Origin of the sequence: Pseudonocardia sp. MH-G8 (assembly GCF_002262885.1) — a bacterium.
In the GTDB taxonomy this organism is placed as follows: Bacteria; Actinomycetota; Actinomycetes; order Mycobacteriales; family Pseudonocardiaceae; genus Pseudonocardia.
In genome coordinates, this window is sequence record NZ_NKYF01000019.1 from 61024 (window position 1) to 83805 (window position 22782).

At 73.3% G+C, this 22782-nt stretch carries 24 protein-coding genes; 16 read left to right on the plus strand and 8 right to left on the minus strand.

Features of this window, described 5'->3' with window-relative positions; genetic code table 11:
- Positions 1-156: 156 nt before the first annotated feature.
- The 7 genes from rpe (at position 157) to CFP66_RS31625 (ending at position 5621) form a co-directional block, all read left to right on the plus strand.
- The gene (gene rpe, locus CFP66_RS31595; protein ID WP_094928881.1) at positions 157-843 is read left to right on the plus strand and encodes a ribulose-phosphate 3-epimerase; all 687 of its coding nucleotides are present in this window, start codon (positions 157-159) and stop codon (positions 841-843) included.
- A gap of 35 nt (positions 844-878) precedes the next feature.
- Positions 879-1517, plus strand: a complete 639-nt coding sequence (locus tag CFP66_RS31600; RefSeq protein WP_094928882.1) for a riboflavin synthase — start codon at positions 879-881, stop codon at positions 1515-1517.
- Positions 1517-2824, plus strand: coding sequence for a bifunctional 3,4-dihydroxy-2-butanone-4-phosphate synthase/GTP cyclohydrolase II (locus CFP66_RS31605; RefSeq protein ID WP_094928883.1), 1308 nt, complete (start codon positions 1517-1519; stop codon positions 2822-2824). The genes CFP66_RS31600 and CFP66_RS31605 overlap by 1 nt, the downstream gene beginning before the upstream one ends.
- Before the next feature lie 16 nt (positions 2825-2840).
- Complete coding sequence (ribH, locus tag CFP66_RS31610) at positions 2841-3323, plus strand: 6,7-dimethyl-8-ribityllumazine synthase (RefSeq protein ID WP_094928884.1); 483 nt, start codon at positions 2841-2843, stop codon at positions 3321-3323.
- 5 nt (positions 3324-3328) lie between these two features.
- Positions 3329-3787, plus strand: coding sequence for a PH domain-containing protein (locus CFP66_RS31615; RefSeq protein WP_094928985.1), 459 nt, complete (start codon positions 3329-3331; stop codon positions 3785-3787).
- A gap of 24 nt (positions 3788-3811) precedes the next feature.
- Positions 3812-4843 carry a dihydroorotate dehydrogenase gene (locus tag CFP66_RS31620; RefSeq protein WP_094928885.1) on the plus strand — a complete coding sequence of 344 codons (1032 nt, stop codon included), beginning with the start codon at positions 3812-3814 and terminating at the stop codon, positions 4841-4843.
- Positions 4844-4904: 61 nt separating this feature from the next.
- Positions 4905-5621: an HAD-IA family hydrolase gene (locus CFP66_RS31625; RefSeq protein ID WP_233159880.1), complete on the plus strand. Its 717-nt coding sequence runs from the start codon at positions 4905-4907 to the stop codon at positions 5619-5621.
- A 40-nt stretch (positions 5622-5661) separates the two neighbouring features.
- On the opposite strand, the gene CFP66_RS31630 is transcribed toward CFP66_RS31625, so the two are convergent.
- A complete protein-coding gene (locus CFP66_RS31630) occupies positions 5662-6402 on the minus strand; it encodes a DUF2786 domain-containing protein (protein ID WP_094928886.1) in 741 nt (246 codons plus the stop codon).
- A gap of 160 nt (positions 6403-6562) precedes the next feature.
- Between CFP66_RS31630 and uvrC the strand changes: the two genes are divergently transcribed.
- The 9 genes from uvrC (at position 6563) to CFP66_RS31675 (ending at position 15482) form a co-directional block, all read left to right on the plus strand.
- On the plus strand, positions 6563-8626 hold the full coding sequence (gene uvrC / locus CFP66_RS31635; RefSeq protein ID WP_094928887.1) for an excinuclease ABC subunit UvrC: 2064 nt from the start codon (positions 6563-6565) through the stop codon (positions 8624-8626).
- A 47-nt stretch (positions 8627-8673) separates the two neighbouring features.
- Positions 8674-9570 (plus strand): RNase adapter RapZ, encoded by an 897-nt coding sequence (gene rapZ, locus CFP66_RS31640; protein WP_233159882.1) that lies wholly within the window; start codon positions 8674-8676, stop codon positions 9568-9570.
- Positions 9567-10643, plus strand: coding sequence for a uridine diphosphate-N-acetylglucosamine-binding protein YvcK (gene yvcK / locus CFP66_RS31645; RefSeq protein WP_094928888.1), 1077 nt, complete (start codon positions 9567-9569; stop codon positions 10641-10643). Before rapZ ends, yvcK begins: the two co-directional genes overlap by 4 nt.
- Positions 10634-11617, plus strand: coding sequence for a DNA-binding protein WhiA (gene whiA, locus CFP66_RS31650; protein WP_094928889.1), 984 nt, complete (start codon positions 10634-10636; stop codon positions 11615-11617). Before yvcK ends, whiA begins: the two co-directional genes overlap by 10 nt.
- Positions 11618-11759: 142 nt before the next feature.
- Positions 11760-12776 (plus strand): type I glyceraldehyde-3-phosphate dehydrogenase, encoded by a 1017-nt coding sequence (gene gap / locus CFP66_RS31655; RefSeq protein WP_094928890.1) that lies wholly within the window; start codon positions 11760-11762, stop codon positions 12774-12776.
- Positions 12773-13960: a phosphoglycerate kinase gene (pgk, locus tag CFP66_RS31660; protein ID WP_094928891.1), complete on the plus strand. Its 1188-nt coding sequence runs from the start codon at positions 12773-12775 to the stop codon at positions 13958-13960. Before gap ends, pgk begins: the two co-directional genes overlap by 4 nt.
- Complete coding sequence (gene tpiA, locus CFP66_RS31665) at positions 13961-14743, plus strand: triose-phosphate isomerase (RefSeq protein WP_094928892.1); 783 nt, start codon at positions 13961-13963, stop codon at positions 14741-14743.
- A gap of 147 nt (positions 14744-14890) precedes the next feature.
- Entirely contained in the window at positions 14891-15127 is a 237-nt protein-coding gene (gene secG, locus CFP66_RS31670; RefSeq protein WP_094928893.1) for a preprotein translocase subunit SecG, read from the plus strand.
- 13 nt (positions 15128-15140) lie between these two features.
- Entirely contained in the window at positions 15141-15482 is a 342-nt protein-coding gene (locus CFP66_RS31675) for an RNA polymerase-binding protein RbpA (RefSeq protein ID WP_094928988.1), read from the plus strand.
- Positions 15483-15524: 42 nt separating this feature from the next.
- Here CFP66_RS31675 and CFP66_RS31680 read toward each other — a convergent pair whose 3' ends face one another.
- From CFP66_RS31680 to tal, 7 genes are all read right to left on the minus strand, one after another.
- A complete protein-coding gene (locus tag CFP66_RS31680) occupies positions 15525-16052 on the minus strand; it encodes a hypothetical protein (protein ID WP_094928894.1) in 528 nt (175 codons plus the stop codon).
- Positions 16053-16382: 330 nt separating this feature from the next.
- Positions 16383-16796 (minus strand): hypothetical protein, encoded by a 414-nt coding sequence (locus CFP66_RS31685; protein ID WP_094928895.1) that lies wholly within the window; start codon positions 16794-16796, stop codon positions 16383-16385.
- Complete coding sequence (gene pgl, locus CFP66_RS31690) at positions 16796-17575, minus strand: 6-phosphogluconolactonase (protein ID WP_094928896.1); 780 nt, start codon at positions 17573-17575, stop codon at positions 16796-16798. Before pgl ends, CFP66_RS31685 begins: the two co-directional genes overlap by 1 nt.
- On the minus strand, positions 17575-18537 hold the full coding sequence (gene opcA / locus CFP66_RS31695) for a glucose-6-phosphate dehydrogenase assembly protein OpcA (protein ID WP_094928897.1): 963 nt from the start codon (positions 18535-18537) through the stop codon (positions 17575-17577). Before opcA ends, pgl begins: the two co-directional genes overlap by 1 nt.
- A 55-nt stretch (positions 18538-18592) precedes the next feature.
- On the minus strand, positions 18593-20143 hold the full coding sequence (zwf, locus tag CFP66_RS31700; RefSeq protein WP_094928898.1) for a glucose-6-phosphate dehydrogenase: 1551 nt from the start codon (positions 20141-20143) through the stop codon (positions 18593-18595).
- 42 nt (positions 20144-20185) lie between these two features.
- Positions 20186-21646: a hypothetical protein gene (locus CFP66_RS31705; protein WP_094928899.1), complete on the minus strand. Its 1461-nt coding sequence runs from the start codon at positions 21644-21646 to the stop codon at positions 20186-20188.
- A 23-nt stretch (positions 21647-21669) separates the two neighbouring features.
- Positions 21670-22779, minus strand: coding sequence for a transaldolase (tal, locus tag CFP66_RS31710; protein WP_094928900.1), 1110 nt, complete (start codon positions 22777-22779; stop codon positions 21670-21672).
- Between the last annotated feature and the right edge of the window lie 3 nt (positions 22780-22782).

Sequence of the window (22782 nt, forward strand, 5' to 3'; positions counted from 1 at the left end):
GTGAAGCGCGGGGGTCCGACAGAACGCCAGCCGCTCGCACATCGACTCCTGGCCCCCTACACCGACTGCCGTCGGTGTAGGAGCGGGGGAATCGGTGTGTCAGCGCCCACGGGTGGTCGGGCGGGTGGTCCGGCGTACCCTCCTGGGGTGCACCCCATGATCGCCCCGAGCATCCTCGCGGCCGACTTCGCGCGGCTCGCCGACGAGGCCGCCGCCGTGGCCGGGCCGCCCGGAACGGGCGCCGACTGGCTGCACGTGGACGTCATGGACGCGCACTTCGTGCCGAACCTCACGCTCGGCCTCCCCGTGGTGAAGGCCCTGCACGCGGCCACCGACGTGCCGCTGGACTGCCACCTGATGATCGAGGACCCCGAGCGCTGGGCGGTGGGCTACGCCGAGGCCGGTGCCTACAACGTCACGGTGCACGTGGAGGCCTCCCGCGACCCGGTGGCGCTGGCGAAGGACCTGCGCGCGGCCGGGGCCCGCGCGGGGCTGTCGATCAAGCCGGACACGCCGATCGAGCCGCATCTGGAGACGCTGCGGCACTTCGACACCCTGCTCGTCATGAGCGTGGAGCCCGGCTTCGGCGGCCAGGAGTTCCGGCCGTCGGTGCTGGAGAAGGTCCGCACCGCGCGCAGGCTGGTGGACACCGGGCACCTCACGTTGCTGGTGGAGATCGACGGCGGCATCAACGCCGAGACGATCGAGGACGCCGCCGAGGCCGGTGTCGACTGCTTCGTGGCCGGCTCGTCCGTCTACGGCGCCGCCGAGCCGGGCCGGGCCGTGCAGGCGCTGCGCGAGAAGGTGCGGGCGTCGTCGGCGCACCGCGGCTGGTCCGGCTGAGCGCCGGACGAGCGGCCGGAGAAGGGGAGAGCGGGATGTTCACGGGGATCGTCGAGGAGATCGGCGAGGTGCTCGACGTGCGGGAGAGCGCCGACGTCGTCGTGTTCACCGTCCGTGGTGGCACCGTCAGCTCGGACGCCCGGCACGGCGATTCCATCGCCGTCAACGGCGTGTGCCTCACGGTGATCGATCCGGACGGGGGCGCGGGCGGCACGTTCCGCGTCGAGCTGGTGCCGGAGACGCTGAAGCGCTCCAGCCTGTCCGCGGTGGTGCCCGGTACGCGCGTGAACCTCGAGCGCGCCGTGCCGGTGAACGGGCGCCTCGGTGGCCACATCGTGCAGGGCCACGTGGACGGGGTGGCGACGGTGCTGTCGCGTACCCCGGGCGAGCGCACGGACGAGGTGCGCTTCAGCCTCGCGCCCGACCTCGCCCGGTACGTGGTGGAGAAGGGCTCGATCACGGTCGACGGGGTATCGCTCACCGTGGCCGGTGTGAGCAGTGACACGTTCTCGGTGGCGCTGATCCCCACCACCTTGTCCGACACCACACTCGGTTCCCGGGATCCGGGGGATACCGTGAACCTGGAGGTCGACGTGGTGGCGAAGTACGTGGAGCGACTCACAGCGGGATACCGCGGTGCCACGCCGGCGCGCGACGAGGCAGGGGAGCGGTGATGGGTGTGGAGCAGGCGGCAGGCGATGCCGCCCCGCGGCCGGTGGCCGGCAGCGGCTTCGAGGCGATCGAGCGGGCCATCGCCGACCTCAAGGCCGGCCGCGCCGTGGTGGTCGTGGACGATGAGGACCGCGAGAACGAGGGCGACCTGATCTTCGCGGCCGAGATGGCGACGCCGGAGCTGGTGTCGTTCATGGTGCGCTACACGTCCGGCTACATCTGCGTGGCGCTCACCGAGAGCGAGTGCGACCGGCTCGACCTGCCGCCGATGCACCACACCAACGCCGACAGCTTCCGCACCGCGTTCACCGTGACGGTCGACGCGAAGGCGGGCATCACCACCGGTATCTCGGCCTCGGACCGCGCGCACACGATCCGGCTGCTCGCCGACGCGGGGGCGGGCCCGGGGGACCTGGTGCGCCCGGGGCACGTGCTGCCGCTGCGGGCCCGCGAGGGCGGCGTGCTGCGCCGGCCCGGGCACACCGAGGCCGCCGTCGACCTGGCGCGGCTCGCCGGGCTGTCGCCCGCGGGCGCACTGTGCGAGATCGTGTCGCAGAAGGACGACGGCGACATGGCCCGCGGTGACGAGCTGGGCGTGTTCGCCGCGGCCCACGACCTCACCCTGATCACGATCGCGGACCTGATCGCCTACCGGCGGCGGTTCGAGAAGCACGTCGTGCGGGTGGCGCAGGCGCGCATCCCCACCGAGCACGGCGAGTTCATCGCCTACGGCTACGACTCGCTGCTCGACGGCATCGAGCACATCGCGATGGTGCGCGGTGACATCGCAACTCCGGAAGGCACCGGCGAGGACGTGCTGGTGCGCGTGCACTCGGAGTGCCTCACCGGCGACGTCATGGGCTCGCTGCGCTGCGACTGCGGCCCGCAGTTGGACGCCGCGCTCGCGGCGGTGGCCGCGGAGGAACGCGGAGTGGTGCTCTACATGCGCGGGCACGAGGGCCGGGGCATCGGCCTGTTGCACAAGCTGCAGGCCTACCAGCTGCAGGAGGCCGGCGCCGACACCGTGGACGCCAACCTCGCGCTCGGGCTGCCCGCCGACGCCCGCGACTACGGGATCGGCGCGCAGATCCTCGTGGACCTCGGCGTGAAGTCGATGCGCCTGCTCACCAACAACCCCGACAAGCGGGCCGGCCTCGAGGGCTACGGTCTGACGATCACCGGGCGGGTGCCGCTGCCGGTGCGCGCGCACCGGGAGAACCTGCGCTACCTGCGCACGAAGCGCGACCGGATGGGTCACGACCTGCCCGACCTGGGCGACGGCGCGCTGGCCGACGGCACCGGCACCTGACACGGGGAGAGAGTCGATGACTGGCGAGGGCCGTCCGACGACGGACGAGCTCCCGGACGCGTCCGGGTTGCGGCTGGCGATCGCGGCCACCACCTGGCACGCGGACATCGTGGACGTGATGCTGGAGCGCGCGGTCGCAACCGCGGAGAAGGCCGGTGTGCCACGACCCACCGTGGTGCGGGTGCCGGGCACCGTCGAGCTGCCCGTGGTGTGCCAGGAGCTGGCCGTGCGGCACGACGCGGTCGTGGCGCTCGGCGTGGTGGTGCGCGGTGGAACGCCGCACTTCGAGTACGTCTGCGACGCCGTCACCGCGGGCCTGACCCGCGTGGCGCTGGACGAACGCACGCCGGTGGGCAACGGCGTGCTGACCTGCAACACGAAGGAGCAGGCCGTGGAGCGCTCGGGAGCACCGGGCTCGGCGGAGGACAAGGGCGCCGAGGCGTGCGTGGCGGCGCTGCAGACCGCGCTCGTGCTGCGCGGCCTGCGGAGCGGGCGGTGACGGCCGTGCCCGCCGCGCGGCGGGACGTCGCCGAGCCGGTGGTGGTGCGCCCGCGCAAGGTGCTCATCGCGGCGTGGGTCGGGGCCGTGGCCATCGTGGGGCTGTTCGTGGCCATCGCCCTCGTGCTGCGCAACAGCCCCACCGGTGTGTTCTTCCGGCTCGCCGACCAGATCGCGCTCGTGCTCCTGGGCCTGTTCATCGCCGGTGGGCTGCTGCTGCTCGCCCGTCCGCGGGTGCGTGCCGACGCCGAGGGCATCGAGGTGCGCAACATCCTGGTCACCCGCAGGCTGCCGTGGTCGCTGGTGGAGCGGGTGGCGTTCCCCGACGGCGCCTCGTGGGCGCGCCTGGACCTGCCCGACGACGAGTACATGGCGGTGCTGGCCATCCAGGCGGTGGACGGCAGGCGCGCCGTGGACGCGATCACCCGGGTGCGGGCGCTGCACGCCCGGGCCCACGGCCGCTGAGCACTCGCACGTAGCATCGGAGCCGTGCTGCGCACCCGGGAACCCGCAGGTCCGACCGCCTCCGTCGAGGAGAGCGTGCGCCTGGGCGACATCGTCCTCCGCAACCGGCTCGTCACCTCGTCGAGCCTGCTGGGCTACGGCGTCTCGAACACGCCGCTGCTGCCCTACGGGATGAGCCCGATCTCGCTGTTCGTGCCGCTCGCGGAGTTCGGCGCGGTGACCACGCGCACCCTGACCGTCGAGCCGCGCGAGGGCCACTTCACCACCCGCGACGACTGGTCGCTGCCGGAGCTGCCCGGCCTGCTGCGCCGTTACGGCACCGTGCTGCGCGGCACCGACGGCGGATGGATCAACGCGTTCGGCTGGTGCAACGTCGGGATCGACGCCTACCTGCGCGACTACTACCCGCGCACCCGCGACCAGCGCGTGATCATCTCGCTCGGCGGGTTCTCCGCGGAGGAGTTCGTGACGCTCGTGGACCGGGTGAACGCGGTCGTGCCGGTGGGCGACATCGCCGCCGTGGAGCTCAACGTGAGCTGCCACAACGTCAACTTCGACTTCTCGACGATCCTGCAGGACGTGCTCGACGAGGCCGTGCCCCGCAGCAACCACCCGGTGATCCTCAAGCTCTCGCCGGACAACGACTACCTGCGCAACGCGCAGCAGGCGGCGAAGGCCGGGGTCTCCGCGCTGACCGCGATCAACACCGTGAAGGCGCTGCGGCTCGACCCGCGCACGGGCACCCCGCTCCTCGCCAACCGCTACGGCGGCCTGTCCGGCCGCGCGATCAAGCCGATCGGCCTGCGCGTGGTGAGTGAGCTGCGCGAAGCCGGCGTCACGCTGCCGATCATCGCCACCGGCGGCATCCGCACCGTGGACGACTGCCGCGAGTACTTCTGGGCGGGCGCGGACGCTGTGAGCCTCGGAAGCGCGACGTGGCTGGCCAGCTATCCGGGGTACGCTCTGGCCCCTGTGCGCGCGTTGCACGTCCGGCGCGTGCTGCGGGCCATTCGGCGCCACGGCGCTCGCCCGGTCCGTGGCGGCCCGGCGCGCTGAGTCACGATCTTCGTGGACCCGGGCACCCGCCCGGTCGGAGCACGACGGACGAGGTGGCGTGATGCCCACGACGATGTCCGGAGGCACTGCGGAGCAGTTGCGCGCCCCCGACCGGCGGCCGCGTGCCGTGCTCCTCGACGTGTTCGAGACGATGCTGGCGGTGGACGCGCTCGGCTCCCGGTTCGTGGACGTGGGGCGGCCCGCGCACGAGTGGGAGCTGTTCTTCACCCGCGCCCTGCGGGACGGGATGGCCCACACCCTCGCCGGCCCCACGCGTCCCTTCGCCGACGTGGCCCGGGCCGCCCTGCACACCACCACCCACCACACCCTCTCCGACGAGGCGGTCGAGCACGTGCTCGCCGGGTTCGCCACGTTGCCGCCGCACCCCGACGTGGAGCCGGCCCTGATGGCGCTCGCCCGCGCCCGGATCCCGGCCTACGCGTTCACCCACGGCGCGGAGGCGGTGGCCGCCTCCGCGCTGGACGGCGCCGGCCTGCGCACCTACCTGCGCGGTGTGCTCTCCTGCGAACAGATCCACTCCTTCAAGCCGCCCGCTCGCGTGTACCACTGGGCCTGCCGGCAGGTGGACCAGCCCGTCGACCGGGTGGCGCTGGTGGCCGTGCATTCCTGGGACGTTCACGGCGCCGTGCGCGCGGGCCTCGTGACCGGCCTCGCCACCCGGCTCGAGGGTGCGGTGCCCGACGTGGTGGAACTCCCGCACGTGGCGGCCGAACGACTGGACACGGTGGTGGAGCGGATCATCGCCCTGCCGTCCTGACAGGTCCGACGGGTTCCGCCGCCCCGGCTCCGCCCGGCCCCTACGCCCCCACCGCCCGACGGCGCCCCCGGCCGAGCCCGCCGCCCCTCCCGAGGTCGGCCGCCTCCCCGGCCTCGGCTCCGGCCGCCCAGCCCGAGCCGGACAGCACCCTGCGCCGGGCCGTGCCCAGGCGGGGGAAGGCGGTGGCGAACTCGCGGTCGACGCGCTCGCGGCGGTCGGCCAGCACGAGCGCGACGCCGCCCGTGCCCGGGGGAGCGGCCGTGGCGTCGTGGGTGGCGGCGTGGGTGGCGGCGCGCTGCTCGGCCGCCAGGAGCCGGCGGTGCACCTGTTGGGCGAAGCCCTCCAGCCAGGACCGCCGGTAGGCAGCGACCGACTCGCCCGGCCACGGCGGCCGGATCCGCACGAGCTGGCTGGTGGCCTGCAGTTGCAGCGACGTGTAGAGCACCTCGATCCGCTCACGGTCCGATGCGTGCCCGAAGACCGTGACCGCGGCGACCTTGCCTGCCCACGTGCCGTGCAGCACCCAGCGGCAGCCGAGCGCGGCGGCCGTCCAGCCCAGCAGGCGCGCCTTGCCCGCGCTGTACGGATCGCTCATCGCGACCCGAAGCCCGCCGATCTCGTCGCGGCCCGGCTCGGCGGCGTCGAGCAGTGCGGAGTCGATGCCGTGGCGGGCCATCAGCTCCACGGCCTTGGCCGTGTAGATCTCCGCCTCCTCAGCGGTGGCCGCGCGCTCGGCCTTGGCGAGCAGCTTGCGGACGGTGGCCAGCTTCTCGGTGCTCATCGGGTCTCCTCGGGGTCGAACAGGCGTTCGTACTCGCCAGAGGATTTACCACGCGGCGCCGACAGTTCCGCGGGAGGGAGCGCCTACACCACGCCGCGACGCGCCGGGTGGCCGGTCCCCGCCCCGGCGTGTCGGGGGTCCGTCCTACCCTGGGGTGGCCATGCGCGATCCCGCTTCGAACGACCCCTCCCGGTACCGGCCGGCGCCCGGGTCCATCCCGGAGGCCCCCGGGGTGTACCGCTTCTCCGACCCGCACGGCCGCGTGATCTACGTCGGCAAGGCGAAGAGCCTGCGGCAGCGGCTCAACTCCTACTTCGCCGATCTCACCGGGCTGCACCCGCGCACGCGCCAGATGGTCACCACCGCGGCGAAGGTGGAGTGGACGGTCGTCACCACCGAGGTGGAGGCGCTGCAGCTCGAGTACAACTGGATCAAGGAGTACGACCCGCGGTTCAACGTCCGCTACCGCGACGACAAGACCTACCCGGTGCTCGCGGTCACCATGAACGAGGAGTTCCCGCGGCTGCACGTCTACCGGGGTCCCCGCCGCAAGGGCGTGCGCTACTTCGGGCCCTACGCCCACGCGTGGGCGATCCGGGAGACCCTCGACCTGTTGCTGCGGGTCTTCCCGGCGCGCACGTGCAGCGCCGGGGTGTTCAAGCGGCACGGGCAGATGGGCCGGCCGTGCCTGCTGGGCTACATCGACAAGTGCTCCGCGCCGTGCGTCGGGCGGGTCGACGCCGACGAGCACCGCGCCATCGTCGCGGATTTCTCCGACTTCCTCGCCGGGCGCACCGACCACCTGGTCAAGCAGCTGGAACGCAAGATGGCCGACGCCTCCGAGCAGTTGGAGTTCGAGCGCGCGGCACGGCTGCGCGACGACGTCGGCGCGCTGCGCCGCGCGATGGAGAAGCAGGCCGTGGTGCTCGGCGACGGCACCGACGCCGATGTGGTGGCGTTCGCCCAGGACGAGCTGGAGGCCGCCGTCCAGGTCTTCCACGTGCGGGGCGGTCGGGTCCGCGGCCAGCGCGGCTGGGTGGTCGACAAGGTCGAGCCCACCGACACCGCGCAGCTCGTGGAGCGCTTCCTCACCCAGTTCTACGGCGAGCAGGCGGCCCTGGCGGGCTCGGCCGACGACGCCACGCAGCCGGTGCCGAAGGAGATCCTCGTGCCGGAGCTGCCCGCCGAGGCGGGTTCGCTGGCGCAGTGGCTCACCCGGCTGCGGGGCTCGCGCGTGCAGGTGCGGGTGCCGCAGCGCGGCGACAAGCGCGCGCTGGCCGACACCGTGGCGCGCAACGCCGCCGAGGCGTTCACCCAGCACAAGCTGCGCCGGGCGGGGGACCTCACGGCGCGGTCGGCCGCGTTGCAGGAGATCCAGGACGCGCTCGGGCTCGACACGGCGCCGCTGCGCATCGAGTGCGTGGACGTCAGCCACGTGCAGGGCAGCAACGTGGTCGCCTCGCTCGTGGTGTTCGAGGACGGGCTGGCCCGCAAGTCGGACTACCGCCGGTTCGAGATCCGCGGCGGGTCCGAGGGCGGTGACGTCGCGGCGATCGCGGAGGTCGTCCGGCGGCGGTTCAAGCGCTACCTCGCCGAGACCGGGGGAACCGAGACCGGGGGAGCGGCGGACGGGGCGGGTAACACCGCGCAGGGGCCGGGCGAGTCCGGTGAGGTCCCGGCCGCCGTCCCCGACCCTGAACACCGGCCGGGTATCGATCCCGAGACCGGACGCCCGCGCAAGTTCGCCTATCCCCCGAACCTGCTCGTGGTCGACGGCGGCCAGCCGCAGGTCGAGGCCGCAGCCGACGTGCTGGGCCGGCTCGGCATCACCGACGTGGCCGTCTGCGGGCTGGCCAAGCGCCTGGAGGAGGTGTGGTTGCCCGCCGAACCGGACCCGGTGATCCTGTCCCGCACCAGCGAGGGCCTCTACCTGCTGCAGCGCGTGCGGGACGAGGCGCACCGGTTCGCCATCACCTACCACCGGCAGCGTCGTTCGCAGAGCATGATCGTGTCCGAGCTCGACGCCGTGCCGGGGCTCGGGCCCGCCCGGCGCGCCGCGCTGCTGAAGCACTTCGGGTCGGTGCGCAAGCTCAAGGCCGCGGACGCCGAGGAGATCGCCGCACTGCCGGGGTTCGGCCCGCGCACGGCCGCCGCCGTGATCACGGCGCTGCACGGCGAGCCCGGTGCTCCGGTACCGGGCGGGCACGAGGTGCCGGCCTCGTGAACGAGCGAGCGGACGGACCGGCGACCACGCAGGGGCGAGGGGGGATCGTGACGGGCAGCGAGCCGACCGGCAGCGAGCCGGCGGGCATCGAGGTCACGCTGGTGAGCGGCCTCTCGGGAGCGGGGCGCAGCACCGCGGCGAAGGTCCTGGAGGACCTCGGCTGGTTCGTCGTCGACAACCTGCCGCCGGAGCTGATCTCCACGATGGTGGAGCTGGGCTCCCGCGCGCGCGGTGAGATCACGCGGATCGCGGTGGTGATGGACGTGCGGAGCCGGGCGTTCACGGCCGACCTCGGCGCCGTCATCAAGGACCTCGACGCCCGCGGCTACCGGCCGCGCCTGCTGTTCCTGGAGGCCTCGGACGCGGTGCTCGTGCGCCGTTTCGAGCAGGTGCGCCGCAGCCACCCGCTGCAGGGCGAGGGGCGGCTGGTCGACGGGATCGCCGCCGAGCGGGAACTGCTCACACCGCTGCGGGAGAGCGCCGACCTCGTCGTCGACACGTCCACGGTGGCGGTCCCGCAGCTGCGGGCCACCCTGGAGCACGCCTTCGGGGCCGAGTCCGCCAAGGTCACGCGCGTCACCCTGCTGTCGTTCGGCTACAAGTACGGCCTGCCGATGGACTCCGACCTCGTCGTGGACGTCCGGTTCCTGCCCAACCCGTTCTGGATCCCGGAGCTGCGCGAGTTCACCGGACGCGACGAGTCGGTCCGCGACTACGTGCTGAGCCAGGACGGCGCGCAGGAGTTCATCAGCCGGTACCTCGACCTGCTCCGGCTGGTCGGGGCGGGTTACCGCCGTGAGGGCAAGCGGTACCTCACGGTCTCGGTCGGCTGCACCGGTGGCAAGCACCGCAGCGTCGCGATCAGCGAGGAGTTCGCCCGCCGGCTGGCCGGCTCCGAGGGGGTCACGGTGAACGTCGTGCACCGGGACCTGGGGCGCGAGTGACGGCCGGCACCGGGGCACCCGGGGGACCGGTCGCGGTCGCGCTCGGCGGGGGACACGGCCTGCACGCCACGCTGTCGGCGCTGCGGCGGCTCACCGACACGGTCACCGCCGTCGTCACCGTCGCCGACGACGGCGGCTCCTCGGGCCGGCTGCGCCGTGAGCTGGGCCTGCTACCGCCCGGTGACCTGCGGATGGCGCTCGCCGCGCTGGCCTCCGACGACGCCGCGGGACGGCGCTGGGGCGAGCTGGTGCAGCACCGGTTCGGCGGTACGGGCGCGCTCGCCGGGCACGCGGTGGGCAACCTGCTGCTCGCCGGGCTGATGGAGGTGCTCGGGGACCCGGTGGCGGCGCTGGACGAGGTGGCGGCGCTGCTCGGGTTGCGCGGGCGGGTGCTGCCGATGAGCTGCGACCCGCTCGACATCGAGGCGGAGGTGTCGGGCCTGGGAGGCGGGCCGAAGGTCACCGGATCGGGGTCGCCCGATGGGGCGTTGATCCGCGGGCAGGTGGCGGTGGCCTCCACGCCGGGACGCGTGCAGCGGGTGTGGTTGCGCCCGGACCGCCCGCGTGCGTGCCCGGAGGCGGTCGAGGCCGTGCGGAACGCGGACGTGCTGCTCCTGGGCCCGGGCTCGTGGTTCACTAGCGTGCTGCCGCACCTGCTCGTGCCCGAGTTGCGCGAGGCGCTCATCACGAGCCCGGCGCGGCGCATCGTGGTGCTGAACCTGGCGCCGGAGCCGGGGGAGACCGCCGGGTTCTCGCCCGAGCAGCACCTCGCCGTACTCTCACAGCACGCCCCGGCGCTGCGGGTCGACGCGGTGATCGCCGACGTCGCCGCGGTCCCGGTGCCAGAACGGTTGCACCGCACCGCGGCCGCGGTGCTCGCCCCCGGCGGCCGGGTCCACCTGGCGCCGGTGGCCGCGGCCGATCCCGCCGATCCTGAGATGACAGTGCCGCGCCACGATCCGAAAGCCCTGGCCGATGCCCTCGGCGCCGTGCTGGCGGAGTGGGACGAGGACGCCGGCGCCGCCGCCGCGATCGGTGGGGCCGAGAGGAGGAGGTCGAACCCATGGCGATGACCGCAGCGGTCAAGGACGAGCTGAGCAGGCTCGTCGTCACGAAGCCGTGCTGTCGCCGCGCGGAGGTGGCGGCGTTGCTGCGTTTCGCAGGCGGCCTGCACATCGTCGGCGGCCGGGTGGTCGTGGAGGCCGAGGTCGACACCGGCTCGGTGGCGCGCCGTCTGCGGCGCGAGATCCACGAGCTCTACGGGCACACCTGCGAGGCGCACGTGATCAGCGCGGGCGGGCTGCGTCGCGGGGCGCGCTACGTGCTGCGCGTGGTGCGCGACGGCGAGGGCCTCGCCCGCCAGACCGGCCTGCTCGACGTCCGCGGTCGCCCGGTGCGCGGCCTGCCGCCACCCGTCGTCTCCGGCGGGGTGTGCGACTCGGAGGCGGCATGGCGCGGCGCGTTCCTCGCCCACGGCTCGCTCACCGAGCCGGGGCGCAGCTCGGCGCTGGAGGTCACCTGCCCCGGGCAGGAGGCGGCGATGGCGCTGGTGGGTGCCGCGCGGCGGCTGGGTGTCACGGCGAAGTGGCGGGAGGTGCGCGGCGCCGACCGCGTGGTGGTGCGTGACGGCGACGCCATCGGCGCATTGCTCACCCGCATGGGCGGGCACGACAGCGTCCTGGCCTGGGAGGAGCGGCGGATGCGCCGCGAGGTCCGCGCCACCGCGAACCGGCTGGCCAACTTCGACGACGCGAACCTGCGCCGCTCGGCCCGCGCTGCCGTCGCGGCGGCCGCGCGGGTGCAGCGGGCCTTGGAGATCCTCGCGGACGAGGTGCCGGAGCACCTGCTCGCGGCGGGCCGGCTGCGCGCCGAGCACAAGCAGGCGTCGCTGGAGGAGCTCGGGCAGCTGGCCGATCCGCCCATGACCAAGGACGCCGTGGCCGGCCGGATCCGCAGGCTCCTGCACATGGCCGACAAGCGTGCGGCCGATCTGGGCATCCCGGACACGGACTCCGCCGTCACCGCGGAGATGCTGGAAGAGGCCTGACACCGCGGCGCCGCGGTGTGCCTGCGGCCACATGAATCGATACAGGGCCTCCTGACGCCCGCAGCGCTCGCGCGGACTAGGGTTGGGCCCGGTTTCAGCACAAGACATCCAGTACCAGGGGCTAGGCACAGGAGGCGCGCACATGACCGTGCGGGTGGGCGTGAACGGGTTCGGCCGGATCGGCCGCAACTTCTGGCGGGCGGTCGACGCCCAGCGGAAGGCCGGCAGCACCGAGATCGAGATCGTGGCGGTGAACGACATCACCGACAACGCCACGCTGGCGGGCTTGCTCAAGTACGACTCGATCCTCGGTCGGCTGCCCTACGAGGTGACCCACACCGACGACGAGATCGTCGTCGACGGCAAGGGCTTCAAGGGACTCGCGGTGCGCGACCCCGCCGAGCTGCCGTGGAAGGACCTCGGCGTGGACGTCGTGGTCGAGTCCACCGGTATCTTCACCAAGCGCGACGGGGCCACCAAGCACCTCGACGCCGGCGCGAAGAAGGTGGTCATCTCCGCTCCCGCGACCGACCCCGACCTCACCGTCGTGATGGGCGTGAACGACGACGCCTACGACGGTTCGCAGGCCATCATCTCCAACGCGTCCTGCACCACGAACTGCCTTGCGCCGCTCGCGAAGGTGATCGATGACGCGTTCGGGATCGAGAAGGGTCTGATGACCACGATCCACGCCTACACGCAGGACCAGAACCTGCAGGACGGCCCGCACAAGGACAAGCGCCGCGCCCGCGCCGCCGCCCTGAACGTGGTGCCCACCTCCACGGGTGCCGCCAAGGCGATCGGCCTCGTGCTGCCGCACCTCAACGGCAAGCTCGACGGCTACTCGCTGCGCGTCCCGGTGCCCACCGGCTCGATCACCGACCTCACGGTGGACCTGCGCGAGGAGGCCTCCCTCGAGCAGATCAACGCCGCGTACAAGGCTGCGGCGGAGAGCGGCCCGCTCAAGGGCTTCCTGCGCTACAGCGAGGACCCGATCGTCTCCTCCGACATCGTCACGGACCCGGCGTCCTGCATCTACGACGCGCCGCTGACCAAGGTCATCGGCAACCAGGTCAAGGTGTTCGGCTGGTACGACAACGAGTGGGGCTACTCGAACCGCCTCGTCGACATCACCGACCTGGTGGCCTCGAAGCTGTGAGGACGCTCGACGACCTGATCGCCGAGGGCCCGTCCGGGCGGACAGTGCTGGTCCGCTCGGACCTCAACGTCCCGCTGGACGGCTCGCGGATCACCGACGACGGGCGCATCCGCGCCTCGGTCCCCACGCTGCAGAAGCTGCGCGAGGCCGGGGCGCGGGTGGTCGTCACCGCGCACCTGGGCCGGCCCAAGGGCGGTCCCGATCCGAAGTTCTCCCTCGCCCCGGTAGCTGGGCGGCTCGGTGAGCTGCTCGGTGCCGAGGTCACCCTCGCCTCCCACGGCGAGGAGGCGCAGGCCGCCGTGGGTGCGCTGACCGACGGCGGCGTCGTGTTGCTGGAGAACATCCGGTTCGACCCGCGCGAGACCTCCAAGGACGAGGACGAGCGGGCGGCCCTGGCCCACGAGCTGGCGGCGCTCACCGGTGCGAGCGGCGCGTTCGTCTCCGACGGGTTCGGCGTGGTGCATCGCAAGCAGGCCTCGGTCTACGACGTGGCGCAGGACCTGCCCGCCTATGCCGGCGGGCTGGTGCTCGCGGAGGTCGAGGTGCTGCGGCGGCTCACCGAGACGCCCGATCGGCCGTACACCGTCGTGCTGGGCGGTTCCAAGGTCTCCGACAAGCTCGCGGTGATCGAGGCCCTCCTGCCGAAGGTCGACGCGCTGATCGTCGGCGGCGGGATGTGCTTCACGTTCCTCGCCGCCCAGGGCTACGGGGTCGGCGACTCGCTCCTGGAGCGCGACCAGATCGACACCTGCCGTTCGCTGCTCGAGACCGGGAAGATCCTGCTGCCGTCCGACGTGGTGGTGGCCGACGACTTCTCGGCCGAGGCGAACACCCGGACCGTCGGCGCCGACGCGATCCCGGACGGCTGGAAGGGCCTGGACATCGGCCCGGCGTCGGTCACGGCGTTCGCCGACATGCTCGGCGGCGCGGCCACCGTGTTCTGGAACGGCCCGATGGGCGTGTTCGAGCTGGCCCCGTTCGCCGACGGCACGCGGGGCGTGGCGCAGGCGATCATCGATTCGGGCGCGTACAGCGTCGTGGGTGGCGGTGACTCGGCCGCCGCGGTGCGCGCACTCGGCCTGGCCGAGGACGGGTTCTCGCACATCTCCACCGGCGGTGGTGCGTCGCTGGAGTACCTGGAGGGCAAGTCCCTCCCCGGCCTCGCGGTACTGGAGAAGAAGTAGATGCGCAAACCGCTGATCGCCGGCAACTGGAAGATGAACTGCAACCATCTCGAGGCCATCGCGCTGGTGCAGAAGGTGGCGTTCGCGCTGCCGGAGAAGTATTACGACAAGGTCGAGGTGGCGGTGCTGCCGCCGTTCACCGACATCCGCTCGGTGCAGACGCTCATCGACGGCGACAAGCTCCTGATGGTGCACGGCGCGCAGGACCTCTCGCCGCACGAGTCCGGGGCCTACACCGGTGACGTGTCCGCAGCGATGCTCGCCAAGCTCGGCTGCAGCTACGTCACGATCGGGCACTCCGAGCGGCGCGAAGTCCACGGGGAGGACGACGCGCTGGTCAACAAGAAGGTGCGCGCGGCCGTCAAGCACGGGATCGTCCCGATCCTGTGCGTGGGTGAGAACCTGCAGGTCCGGGAGGCCGGCGAGCACGTCGCCCACACCACCCGGCAGGTCGGCGCGGCGCTGGAGAAGGTGGAGAGCCAGCACGCGCAGACGCTGGTGATCGCCTACGAGCCGGTCTGGGCCATCGGCACGGGGCGCGTCGCGAGCGCCTCCGACGCGCAGGAGGTGTGCGCCGCCATCCGGGAGGCCGTGTCGGCGAAGTACGGCGAGGCCATTGCCGCCGGCGTCCGCGTCCTCTACGGCGGATCGGTGAAGGCCAAGAACGTGGGCGAGATCGTCGCACAGCCCGATGTCGACGGTGCCCTCGTCGGAGGCGCGAGCCTCGACGCGGACGAATTCGCCCAGCTGTGTGCCATCGCGGCCGGTGGGCCGCTCCCGTAACACCCCCGTGAGTGGATACGAGTGTTCCAGCACTCGTATCCACTCCCGGCCCCTGTCGGGCGCCGCGCCGGCCCCGGGTACCCTCGACTCTCCGGCACAGGTGGCGACGCCGCGCCCGGAGCCGCACGCGAGGAGAATGAGGATCGGATGGAAATCGCCCTGCAGGTCGTGCTGATCATTTCCAGCGTGCTGCTCGTGCTGCTGATCCTGCTGCACCGCGGTCGCGGTGGCGGGCTCTCCACCCTCTTCGGCGGCGGAGTGCAGTCGAGCCTGTCCGGGTCGAGCGTGGTCGAGAAGAACCTCGACCGGCTCACGCTGTTCGTCGGCGCGATCTGGTTGATCGCGATCATCGGCACCGGGCTGCTGGTCCGGGTCGGGGGCTGAGGGAGGCATGGCGATGTCGGGCGGTAACGCGATCCGCGGCACCCGGGTGGGGGCCGGTCCGATGGGGGAGTCCGAGCGAGGAGAGACCGCTCCCCGCGCGCGCATCCCCTACTTCTGCACGAACGGGCACGTCACGACGCCGTCGTTCGCCTCCGAGGCGGACATCCCGGATTCCTGGGACTGCCCGCGCTGCGGCCTGCCGGCCGGCCGGGACGGGGAGAACCCGCCCGCCCCGCCGCGCACCGAGCCGTACAAGACGCACCTCGCCTACGTGAAGGAGCGGCGCAGCGATTCCGACGGCGCCGCCATCCTGGAGGAGGCGCTCGGCCGCCTCCGCGCGTCGCGCGAGCTCTGATCGTCCCGCCGGTCCGCCCTCTCGGCTGAGGGCGTGCCGGCTCTACGGACGTAGCGCCGCGACCTGCTGGTCGAACGCCACCACCAGGCGGGCTGCCGTGGTGCCTTCGGGCACCGCGGATGCGGCGACCGTCACCAGGCGGCCGTCCCGCACCGCCGCGGCGAACACGCTCCCGCCCTGGAAGCGGCACACCACGCCTGCGTCACCGGCTGCCACCTCGGAGCCGTCCTCGCAGAGCGCGGTGACGGTGTCGAGCGCGGAGTCCGGATCCGCAGCGGGCGCCACCTCCACGGTGACGAAGGCAGGCTCCGCCCCCGGGGCAGCGGACGGGTCGTAGACGCAGCGCGTGTCGCTCGCCGTGCTCGGATCCGGCGCCCAGCCCAGTCCGGTGGCCTCGGCGAGCGCGGCCGTGTCGAGCAGGCACGCGGCCGGTGGCGGGGGCGGAGGTGGCGGCGGGGCAGGCGGCGCCGGGGCGGCGGCCGGCGAGCACGCCCCGGCAAGGCCGGCGGCGGCCGCCACCACCGCGACGGACGCCGCCAGGCGCGCGGTACGGAATCCGATCGGGAGCACGGTGTCAGCCTCCCACGCGCGGCGTTCCCCACCTCTCTCGGAGACCGTGCTGCTGGTTCGCGGGGTGTCGCCGGTGGAGATCCTCGACGGGACGGGGCGCTCCCGGAGGCTGTGATCGTCGGATGGGCGCAAGGACAGCGATATCCGGCCGTTGGTGCACCCGTCTGGTGATCACCGGGCGGATCAGCGGAGATGATCGCGTATCCGGTGCAGAGGCGGCCATATCCGGCCGTCCTCGCACCGATCTGGCGATCTTCGTCCGCCATGGGCCGGCCGCGCGCCCCGCTCATGAAGCGCATTGCCGGTGCGCTCTGCACGAGGGCGGGAGAGTCAGGGGAGGGCGTCCTGGAGGGTGCTCGGGCCCGCGGTCGTGGCGCCCGCGTCGAGCACCTGGGAGCGTAGGGCGCGGTCGGCGGTGATCACCAGGACCGGGGCGTCCGCGCCCGCCAGATCGCCGGCGAGGGCGGTGATCGTGGTGTCGCCGTCGGCGGGGGCGTGCACGACGTCCAGGTGGGGGTGCGTGGGCAGGTCGGCGACGCGCGCGGCGCCCTCCAGCACGAGGTGCACCCGGAGGTCGGAGCCGGGGTGCCCGAGCGCCGCCGCGAGGTGGGCCGGGTCCTCGGCCAGCACGGCGACGAGCCGCCCGGCCAGCGTGCGCGCCGCACCGGCCCGGTCGCGCCACCACCCGTCCGGGCGGGACCCGACGACGTTGGCGCCGTCGACGACGACGTGCAGGGTGGCCATCAGCCGATGGACGGCACAAGGTCTCGTGGCAGCTTCGACGCCGCGGCCCGGTCGAGCAGCCAACGGGTGCGGCGCGTGCCCTGGGCCCCGGCCACCGGGATCGCGACCTCGCCCGCCCCACCGAGCCCCATCGCCACGGCTGCGGCCTTCCCCCCACCGGTGGTCATGATCCAGACCTCGGTGGCGCGGCGGATCGCGGGCAGCGTCAGCGACACGCGGGTCGGTGGTGGCTTCGGGCAGCCGTGCACGCCCACCACGGTGCGCTCGGTCTCGTAGACGGCGGGGGAGTGCGGGAACACCGACGCGGTGTGGCCCTCGCCGCCCATCCCGAGCATCAGCACGTCGAAGGTGGGCACCGGGCCGTGATCCTCGGGCCGGGCCGCGCGGGCGAGTACCGCGGCGTAGGCCTCGGCGGCGGCATCGGCGCCGGCGGGCCCGCCGCCCTCGTCCGCTCCCATCGGGAAGACCTTCGCCGGGTCGATCGGCACGTGGTCGAGCAACGCCGCGCGGGCCTGGGTCTCGTTGCGCTCCGGGTCCCCGGGCGGGAGGAAACGCTCGTCGCCCCAGTAGAACTCGACCTTCCCCCAGTCGACGGCGTCGCGGGCGACGGTGGCGCGGATCTGCTCGAGCACCGCGGTGCCGGTGCCGCCGCCGGTGAGCACGATCTTCGGGATCGTGCCGGCGGCCTGCAGATCGACCAGCTTCGTGACCAGGCGCGCAGCCACCGCGGCGGCGAGCACGTCCGGGTCGGCGTGGACCGCGACGTCCGGTGTGGCCATCAGTAGCCTGCCAGCGCGGGGACCTTCACCGGGGTGCGACCGCGGCCGATCCGTCCCACGCCGGTGAGGGCGGCGCCGTAGATCTCGTCCGGGTCGAGGCGACGCAGCTCCTCGGCCAGGCAGTCACGCACCTCGCGGCGCGCCAGCGCGACGAGGCGGTCCGGCTGCCCGGGCTGGCGCAGCGTGCCCACCTTGCCGTCCGGACGCACCAGCTCGACGGGTCCGGAGCGCCGCTCGAGGCGCACCGACACCAGGCCGGGGCCACTTTCCGCGGGCGAGCGCTTCACCCGCGCGTCCAACCGCACCGCCAGCCAGCCGGCGAGGAGATCGGTGGACGGCGACACCGCCTCGCCCGCCACCACGGCACCGGTCACCGGTTCGTGCGGCGGCGCGTCGAGCGCCGTGGCGAGCAGGGCGCGCCACGACGTGAGCCGGGTCCAGGTGAGATCCGTGTCGCCGGCCACGTACTGGGCCCGGCGCTGCTCGAAGGCGCGCAGCGGGTTGCGTGAGGAGAGCGCGTCGGTGATCCGCCGTTGTGCGAGCCGGCCGACCGCGTCCTCCGACGGCACCGCGGGCGCGTCGCTCGGCCACCAGGCGACGACCGGCGCGTCCGGCAGCAGCAGCGGCATCACCATGCCTGCGCCGGCCTCGTCGGCGGCGAGCGGCCCGTAGCCGCGCAGGACGATGACCTCGCTGGCGCCGGCGTCGCCGCCCACGCGGATCTGCGCGTCCATCCGCGGCGCCGCGCGGCGCTGCCCGCGCGCCAGCACGATCACCCGGCACGGGTGCTCGCGGCTGGCCTCGTTGGCGGACTCGATGGCGTCCTCGATGCCCGCACCGTCGTCGGTGACGATCACCAGCGTGAGCACGCGACCCAGGGCCAGGACGCCCCCGCGCTCGCGCAGCTCGACGATCTTCTTGTTGACCGCGGACGTGGTGCTGGACGGGAGGTCGACAATCATGACCCGCTCCTGGGGCTCGTAGCGGTCGGGTTCGTGGGAGTTGACTCCGTGGGACTCACGGTCGCCGCCAGTGGCGGCCGGTGCGGGCGAGCATCGTGTTCGCCGACTCGGGTCCCCAGCTGCCCGCCGGGTACGGGTCGGGGCCCTCCTCCTGCTCGGCCCAGTGCTCGATGACGGGGTCGAGGATCTTCCAGGAGCGCTCGACCTCCTCGTTCACCGGGAACAGCGACGGCTCCCCGAGCAGCACGTCGAGGATGAGCCGCTCGTAGGCCTCCGGGGAGGCCTCGGTGAACGCGGTGCCGTAGCCGAAGTCCATCGTGACGTCGCGGACCTCCATCTGGCTGCCCGGCACCTTCGATCCGAAGCGCATCGTGACGCCCTCGTCCGGCTGCACGCGGATGACCAGCGCGTTCTGGCCGAGCTCCTCGGTCATCGTGGCGTCGAACGGCAGGTGCGGGGCCCGCTTGAAGATCACAGCGATCTCCGTGACGCGCCGGCCGAGCCGCTTGCCCGTACGCAGGTAGAACGGCACCCCCGCCCAACGCCGGGTGTCGACCTCGCACGTGATCGCCGCGAACGTCTCCGTGCGGGAGTTGGGGTCGAAGCCCTCCTCCTCGGTGAGACCGCGGACGAGCTCGCCGCCCTGCCACCCGCCGTTGTACTGGCCGTGAGCCGTGGTCTCGGTGAGCGGACCCACGAGCTTGGTGGCGTTGAGCACCTTGATCTTCTCGGCCCGCAGCTCGTCGGACGAGAACGAGACCGGCTCCTCCATCGCCGTGAACGCGAGCAGCTGCAACAGGTGGTTCTGGATGACGTCGCGGGCCGCGCCGATGCCGTCGTAGTAACCGGCCCGGCCACCGAGGCCGATGTCCTCGGCCATCGTGATCTGCACGCTGTCGACGTAGTGGCTGTTCCAGATCGGCTCGAACAGCTGGTTGGCGAAGCGCAGCGCGAGGACGTTCTGCACCGTCTCCTTGCCGAGGTAGTGGTCGATGCGGAACACCGAGTCCTCGGGGAAGACGTCGCCGACGATGTCGTTGAGCTCCCGCGCCGAGCGCAGGTCGTGCCCGAACGGCTTCTCGATCACCACCCGGCGCCAGCGGTCGCCGTCCTGGCTGGCCAGCCCGGACCGCGAGAGCTGCTTGAGCACCACGGGGAACGCGTTGGGCGGGATGGACAGGTAGAACGCGTGGTTGCCACCGGTGCCGCGTTCGCGATCGAGGGCATCGACGGTCTCCTCGAGCCGGTCGAACGCGTCGTCGTCGTCGAAGCTGCCGGACACGAAGCGGAAACCCTCGGCGAGGCGGTCCCACACGGTCTGGCGGAACGGCGTGCGCGCGTGCTCCTTCACCGCCTCGTACACGACCTGTCCGAAGTCCTGGTCGGCCCAGTCGCGGCGGGCGAAGCCGGTGAGGGCGAAGCCGGGCGGCAACAGCCCGCGGTTGGCGAGGTCGTAGATGGCCGGCATGAGCTTCTTGCGCGCGAGGTCGCCGGTGACCCCGAAGATGACCAGGCTGCACGGCCCCGCGATGCGTGGGAGCCGCTTGTCCCGCGGGTCGCGCAGCGGGTTGGTCCACCCCGTTGCAGCGGACGTGGCGGCGCTCATCTCTCTCCTCATGATTCGGTTCGGGGGATCATCGCAGGTTCTTCACAGCTGTTGCACGGCGTGCGCCAACGTGACCAGGCCCGCCACCCGGTCGGTGAAGTGCAGGCGCAGCACCGGGCGGCCGCGAGCGGCGAGCGCGGTGGCGTCGGCGCCTGCCTGGGCGAGCTGGACGCGGGCGAGGGCGTCGACGTCGGCGGACGTGGCGCCCGGCTCCCCGTCGAGGGCGCCGGTCAGCTGGCAGACGCGCCCCCCGGGCGGGCCGCCCTTGGCGTGCTGGCCCGCGCCGGGCAGGCAGCGCGGTGCCCAGTCGAACGTGGTGGGCCGTCCGGTGCGCCGGGTGAGCTCCGGCCGCAGTACGGCGGCCGAGGCGTCCTCGATGCGGTCGAGGTAGGCGTGCACGGCGAGGTGCTGCGCGTCGTCGGCCAGGGCGCGCAAGGCATCGGCGACGGTGGCGGTGCCGGCGGGCAGCCAGGAGTCGGCGTAGACCTCGACCGCCCCGTCGGTGAACGCCGGTGTGGCGCCGGAGTTCCCGGGCGCCGGGGTGGCATCGGGCCGGTCGGTGGGGTCGACCTCGAGCAGGTGCGCCGCCACGGCGACGGCGTACTGCCAGGTGAGCATCTGCGCGGCGGGGGAGCCGTCGGTGTGCAGCGCCGCTGCGGGGACCTCACCGACGCCGACGGCGGGCAGGTCGCCCCACTCGGGTGCGTCCGGCCCCTCGACCAGCACCGGGAGCGGGCCGCGCCCCTCCTTGCCGAGCCCGCCCGCGACGAGCTGCGCCGCCCACTCGGCGAGTGCGGCGCAATCGGGGCCCGGTGCCAGTGCCACGGCGGTGGCACCGGCGAGCAACGCTCCGAGCTCCAGCGCGGGGTTGGTGGGGGAGTCGAGGGCGAGCGCGTCCCGCGCGGCGTCGGCCTCGGCGAGGGCCGCGCCGATGTCGGCGCCCGCCAGCCCGGCCGGCACCAGCGCGTACGCGGTGAGGGCCGCCCACGGTCCGTCGACGTCGTCGGGGCCCAGGACGACGATCCCGGCGTCGGCCCCGGGGGCACCTGCCTGCAGTGGCCCGCCGGGCGGGGTGACCACGACGGTGTGCGCCGCCGGCTCGAGGCCCTCGGCGCGGAACGCCGCGTGCACGGTGTCGCGCAGCAGCGCCACCGGCTCCGGGTCCTCTCCGGGCGGCACGGACACGACGAGCACCGTGGCGGCGAGCTCGCCCGCGAGCGCGTCGAGGACCTGGACCGGGTCGGTGGTGTCCAGGACGATCAGCCGTGGATCGGCGTGGGCCAGCGCCTCGGCGGCGACGCCGACCCCGCCGGCCGCGGCGAGCACGACGCGGATCTGCCCCGCCACCCGACGCTCCTCGTGCAGGGCCGCGATCTCACCGACGAGCGGCCGGGCGGCGCGCGCGGCGCCGGTCCAGCCGGGTCGGGCGACCCGGGGCCAGAGCGCGCGGTCACCCGCCGCGGTCCGGGTGGCGACGGCGGCCTCCACGAGCTGCGCGGTCACGGGGTTCGTGCTCGGCCCGCTCGTCAGCGCGCTCCTTCGAGCTGACCGGTGACCGTCTCGCCGAGCTCGGTCCAGGACTTCTCGAACTTCTCGACGCCCTCGTTCTCCAGCACGAGGAACACGTCGGTGAGGTCGACGCCGACGCGGTCGAGCGCGTCGAACACCTCCTGCGCCTCGCCCGCGGTGCCCGTGACGCGGTCGCCGTGCACCTCGCCGTGGTCACCGAACGCCAGCAGGGTCTGCTCCGGCATCGTGTTCACGGTGTCGGCGACGACGAGCTCGGTGACGTAGAGCGTGTCGGAGTAGTCGGGGTTCTTCACACCGACCGAGGCCCACAGCGGCCGCTGCTTGCGCGCGCCCTTGGCCTCCAGCGCCTGCCACCGGTCGGAGGAGAACACCTCCTCGTAGGCGGCGTAGGCCAGCCGGGAGTTGGCGACGGCCGCCTTGCCGCGCAGGGCGAGGGCCTCGTCGCCGCCGATGGCCTCGAGCCGCTTGTCGATCTCGCTGTCGACCCGCGAGACGAAGAAGCTGGCGACCGAGGCGATGCGGGAGAGCTCCTGCCCGTTCGCGGCGGCCTGCTCGAGGCCGTCGAGGAAGGCGCCCATCACCGCGCGGTAGCGCTCCACCGAGAAGATCAGCGTGACGTTGACGCTCACGCCCTCGGCCAGCGCCCGCGTGATGGCCGGCAGCCCCGCTTCGGTGGCCGGGATCTTGACCAGCAGGTTGGGCCGGTCGACGGCCTTCCACAGGTCCAGCGCCTGCGCGACGGTGCCCTCGGTGTCGCGGGCGAGGCCGGGGTCGACCTCGAGCGAGACCCGGCCGTCGACGCCGCCCGTGGTCTCCCACGTGCCGCTGAAGACGTCACAGGCCTGCTGGACGTCGGCGACGGTGATCTCGCGGACGGCGTCGACGACCGATGCGCCACGGGCGGCGAGCTCCCGGACCTGCTCGTCGTACGCGTCGCCCTTGGCGAGCGCGCCCGCGAAGATCGTGGGGTTGGTGGTGACGCCGACGACGTGCTTGTCGGTGATCAGCTCCCGGAGGTTGCCGCTCCTCAGGCGCTCACGCGACAGGTCGTCGAGCCAGATGGACACGCCGGCGTCGGCCAGCTGCCCCAGACGGTCGTTGCTCATAAG

Excerpts from the sequence above, each read along its gene's own strand:
- CFP66_RS31605 (WP_094928883.1), top strand. The coding sequence starts at position 1,517 with ATGGGTGTGGAGCAGGCGGCAGGCGATGCCGCCCCGCGGCCGGTGGCC.
- gap (WP_094928890.1), top strand. The coding sequence starts at position 11,760 with ATGACCGTGCGGGTGGGCGTGAACGGGTTCGGCCGGATCGGCCGCAAC.
- CFP66_RS31600 (WP_094928882.1), top strand. The coding sequence starts at position 879 with ATGTTCACGGGGATCGTCGAGGAGATCGGCGAGGTGCTCGACGTGCGG.
- rpe (WP_094928881.1), top strand. The coding sequence starts at position 157 with ATGATCGCCCCGAGCATCCTCGCGGCCGACTTCGCGCGGCTCGCCGAC.
- CFP66_RS31630 (WP_094928886.1), bottom strand. The coding sequence starts at position 6,402 with ATGAGCACCGAGAAGCTGGCCACCGTCCGCAAGCTGCTCGCCAAGGCC.
- uvrC (WP_094928887.1), top strand. The coding sequence starts at position 6,563 with ATGCGCGATCCCGCTTCGAACGACCCCTCCCGGTACCGGCCGGCGCCC.
- whiA (WP_094928889.1), top strand. The coding sequence starts at position 10,634 with ATGGCGATGACCGCAGCGGTCAAGGACGAGCTGAGCAGGCTCGTCGTC.
- secG (WP_094928893.1), top strand. The coding sequence starts at position 14,891 with ATGGAAATCGCCCTGCAGGTCGTGCTGATCATTTCCAGCGTGCTGCTC.
- tpiA (WP_094928892.1), top strand. The coding sequence starts at position 13,961 with ATGCGCAAACCGCTGATCGCCGGCAACTGGAAGATGAACTGCAACCAT.
- CFP66_RS31685 (WP_094928895.1), bottom strand. The coding sequence starts at position 16,796 with ATGGCCACCCTGCACGTCGTCGTCGACGGCGCCAACGTCGTCGGGTCC.
- ribH (WP_094928884.1), top strand. The coding sequence starts at position 2,841 with ATGACTGGCGAGGGCCGTCCGACGACGGACGAGCTCCCGGACGCGTCC.
- CFP66_RS31625 (WP_233159880.1), top strand. The coding sequence starts at position 4,905 with ATGCCCACGACGATGTCCGGAGGCACTGCGGAGCAGTTGCGCGCCCCC.
- opcA (WP_094928897.1), bottom strand. The coding sequence starts at position 18,537 with ATGATTGTCGACCTCCCGTCCAGCACCACGTCCGCGGTCAACAAGAAG.
- zwf (WP_094928898.1), bottom strand. The coding sequence starts at position 20,143 with ATGAGCGCCGCCACGTCCGCTGCAACGGGGTGGACCAACCCGCTGCGC.
- tal (WP_094928900.1), bottom strand. The coding sequence starts at position 22,779 with ATGAGCAACGACCGTCTGGGGCAGCTGGCCGACGCCGGCGTGTCCATC.
- pgl (WP_094928896.1), bottom strand. The coding sequence starts at position 17,575 with ATGGCCACACCGGACGTCGCGGTCCACGCCGACCCGGACGTGCTCGCC.
- CFP66_RS31675 (WP_094928988.1), top strand. The coding sequence starts at position 15,141 with ATGTCGGGCGGTAACGCGATCCGCGGCACCCGGGTGGGGGCCGGTCCG.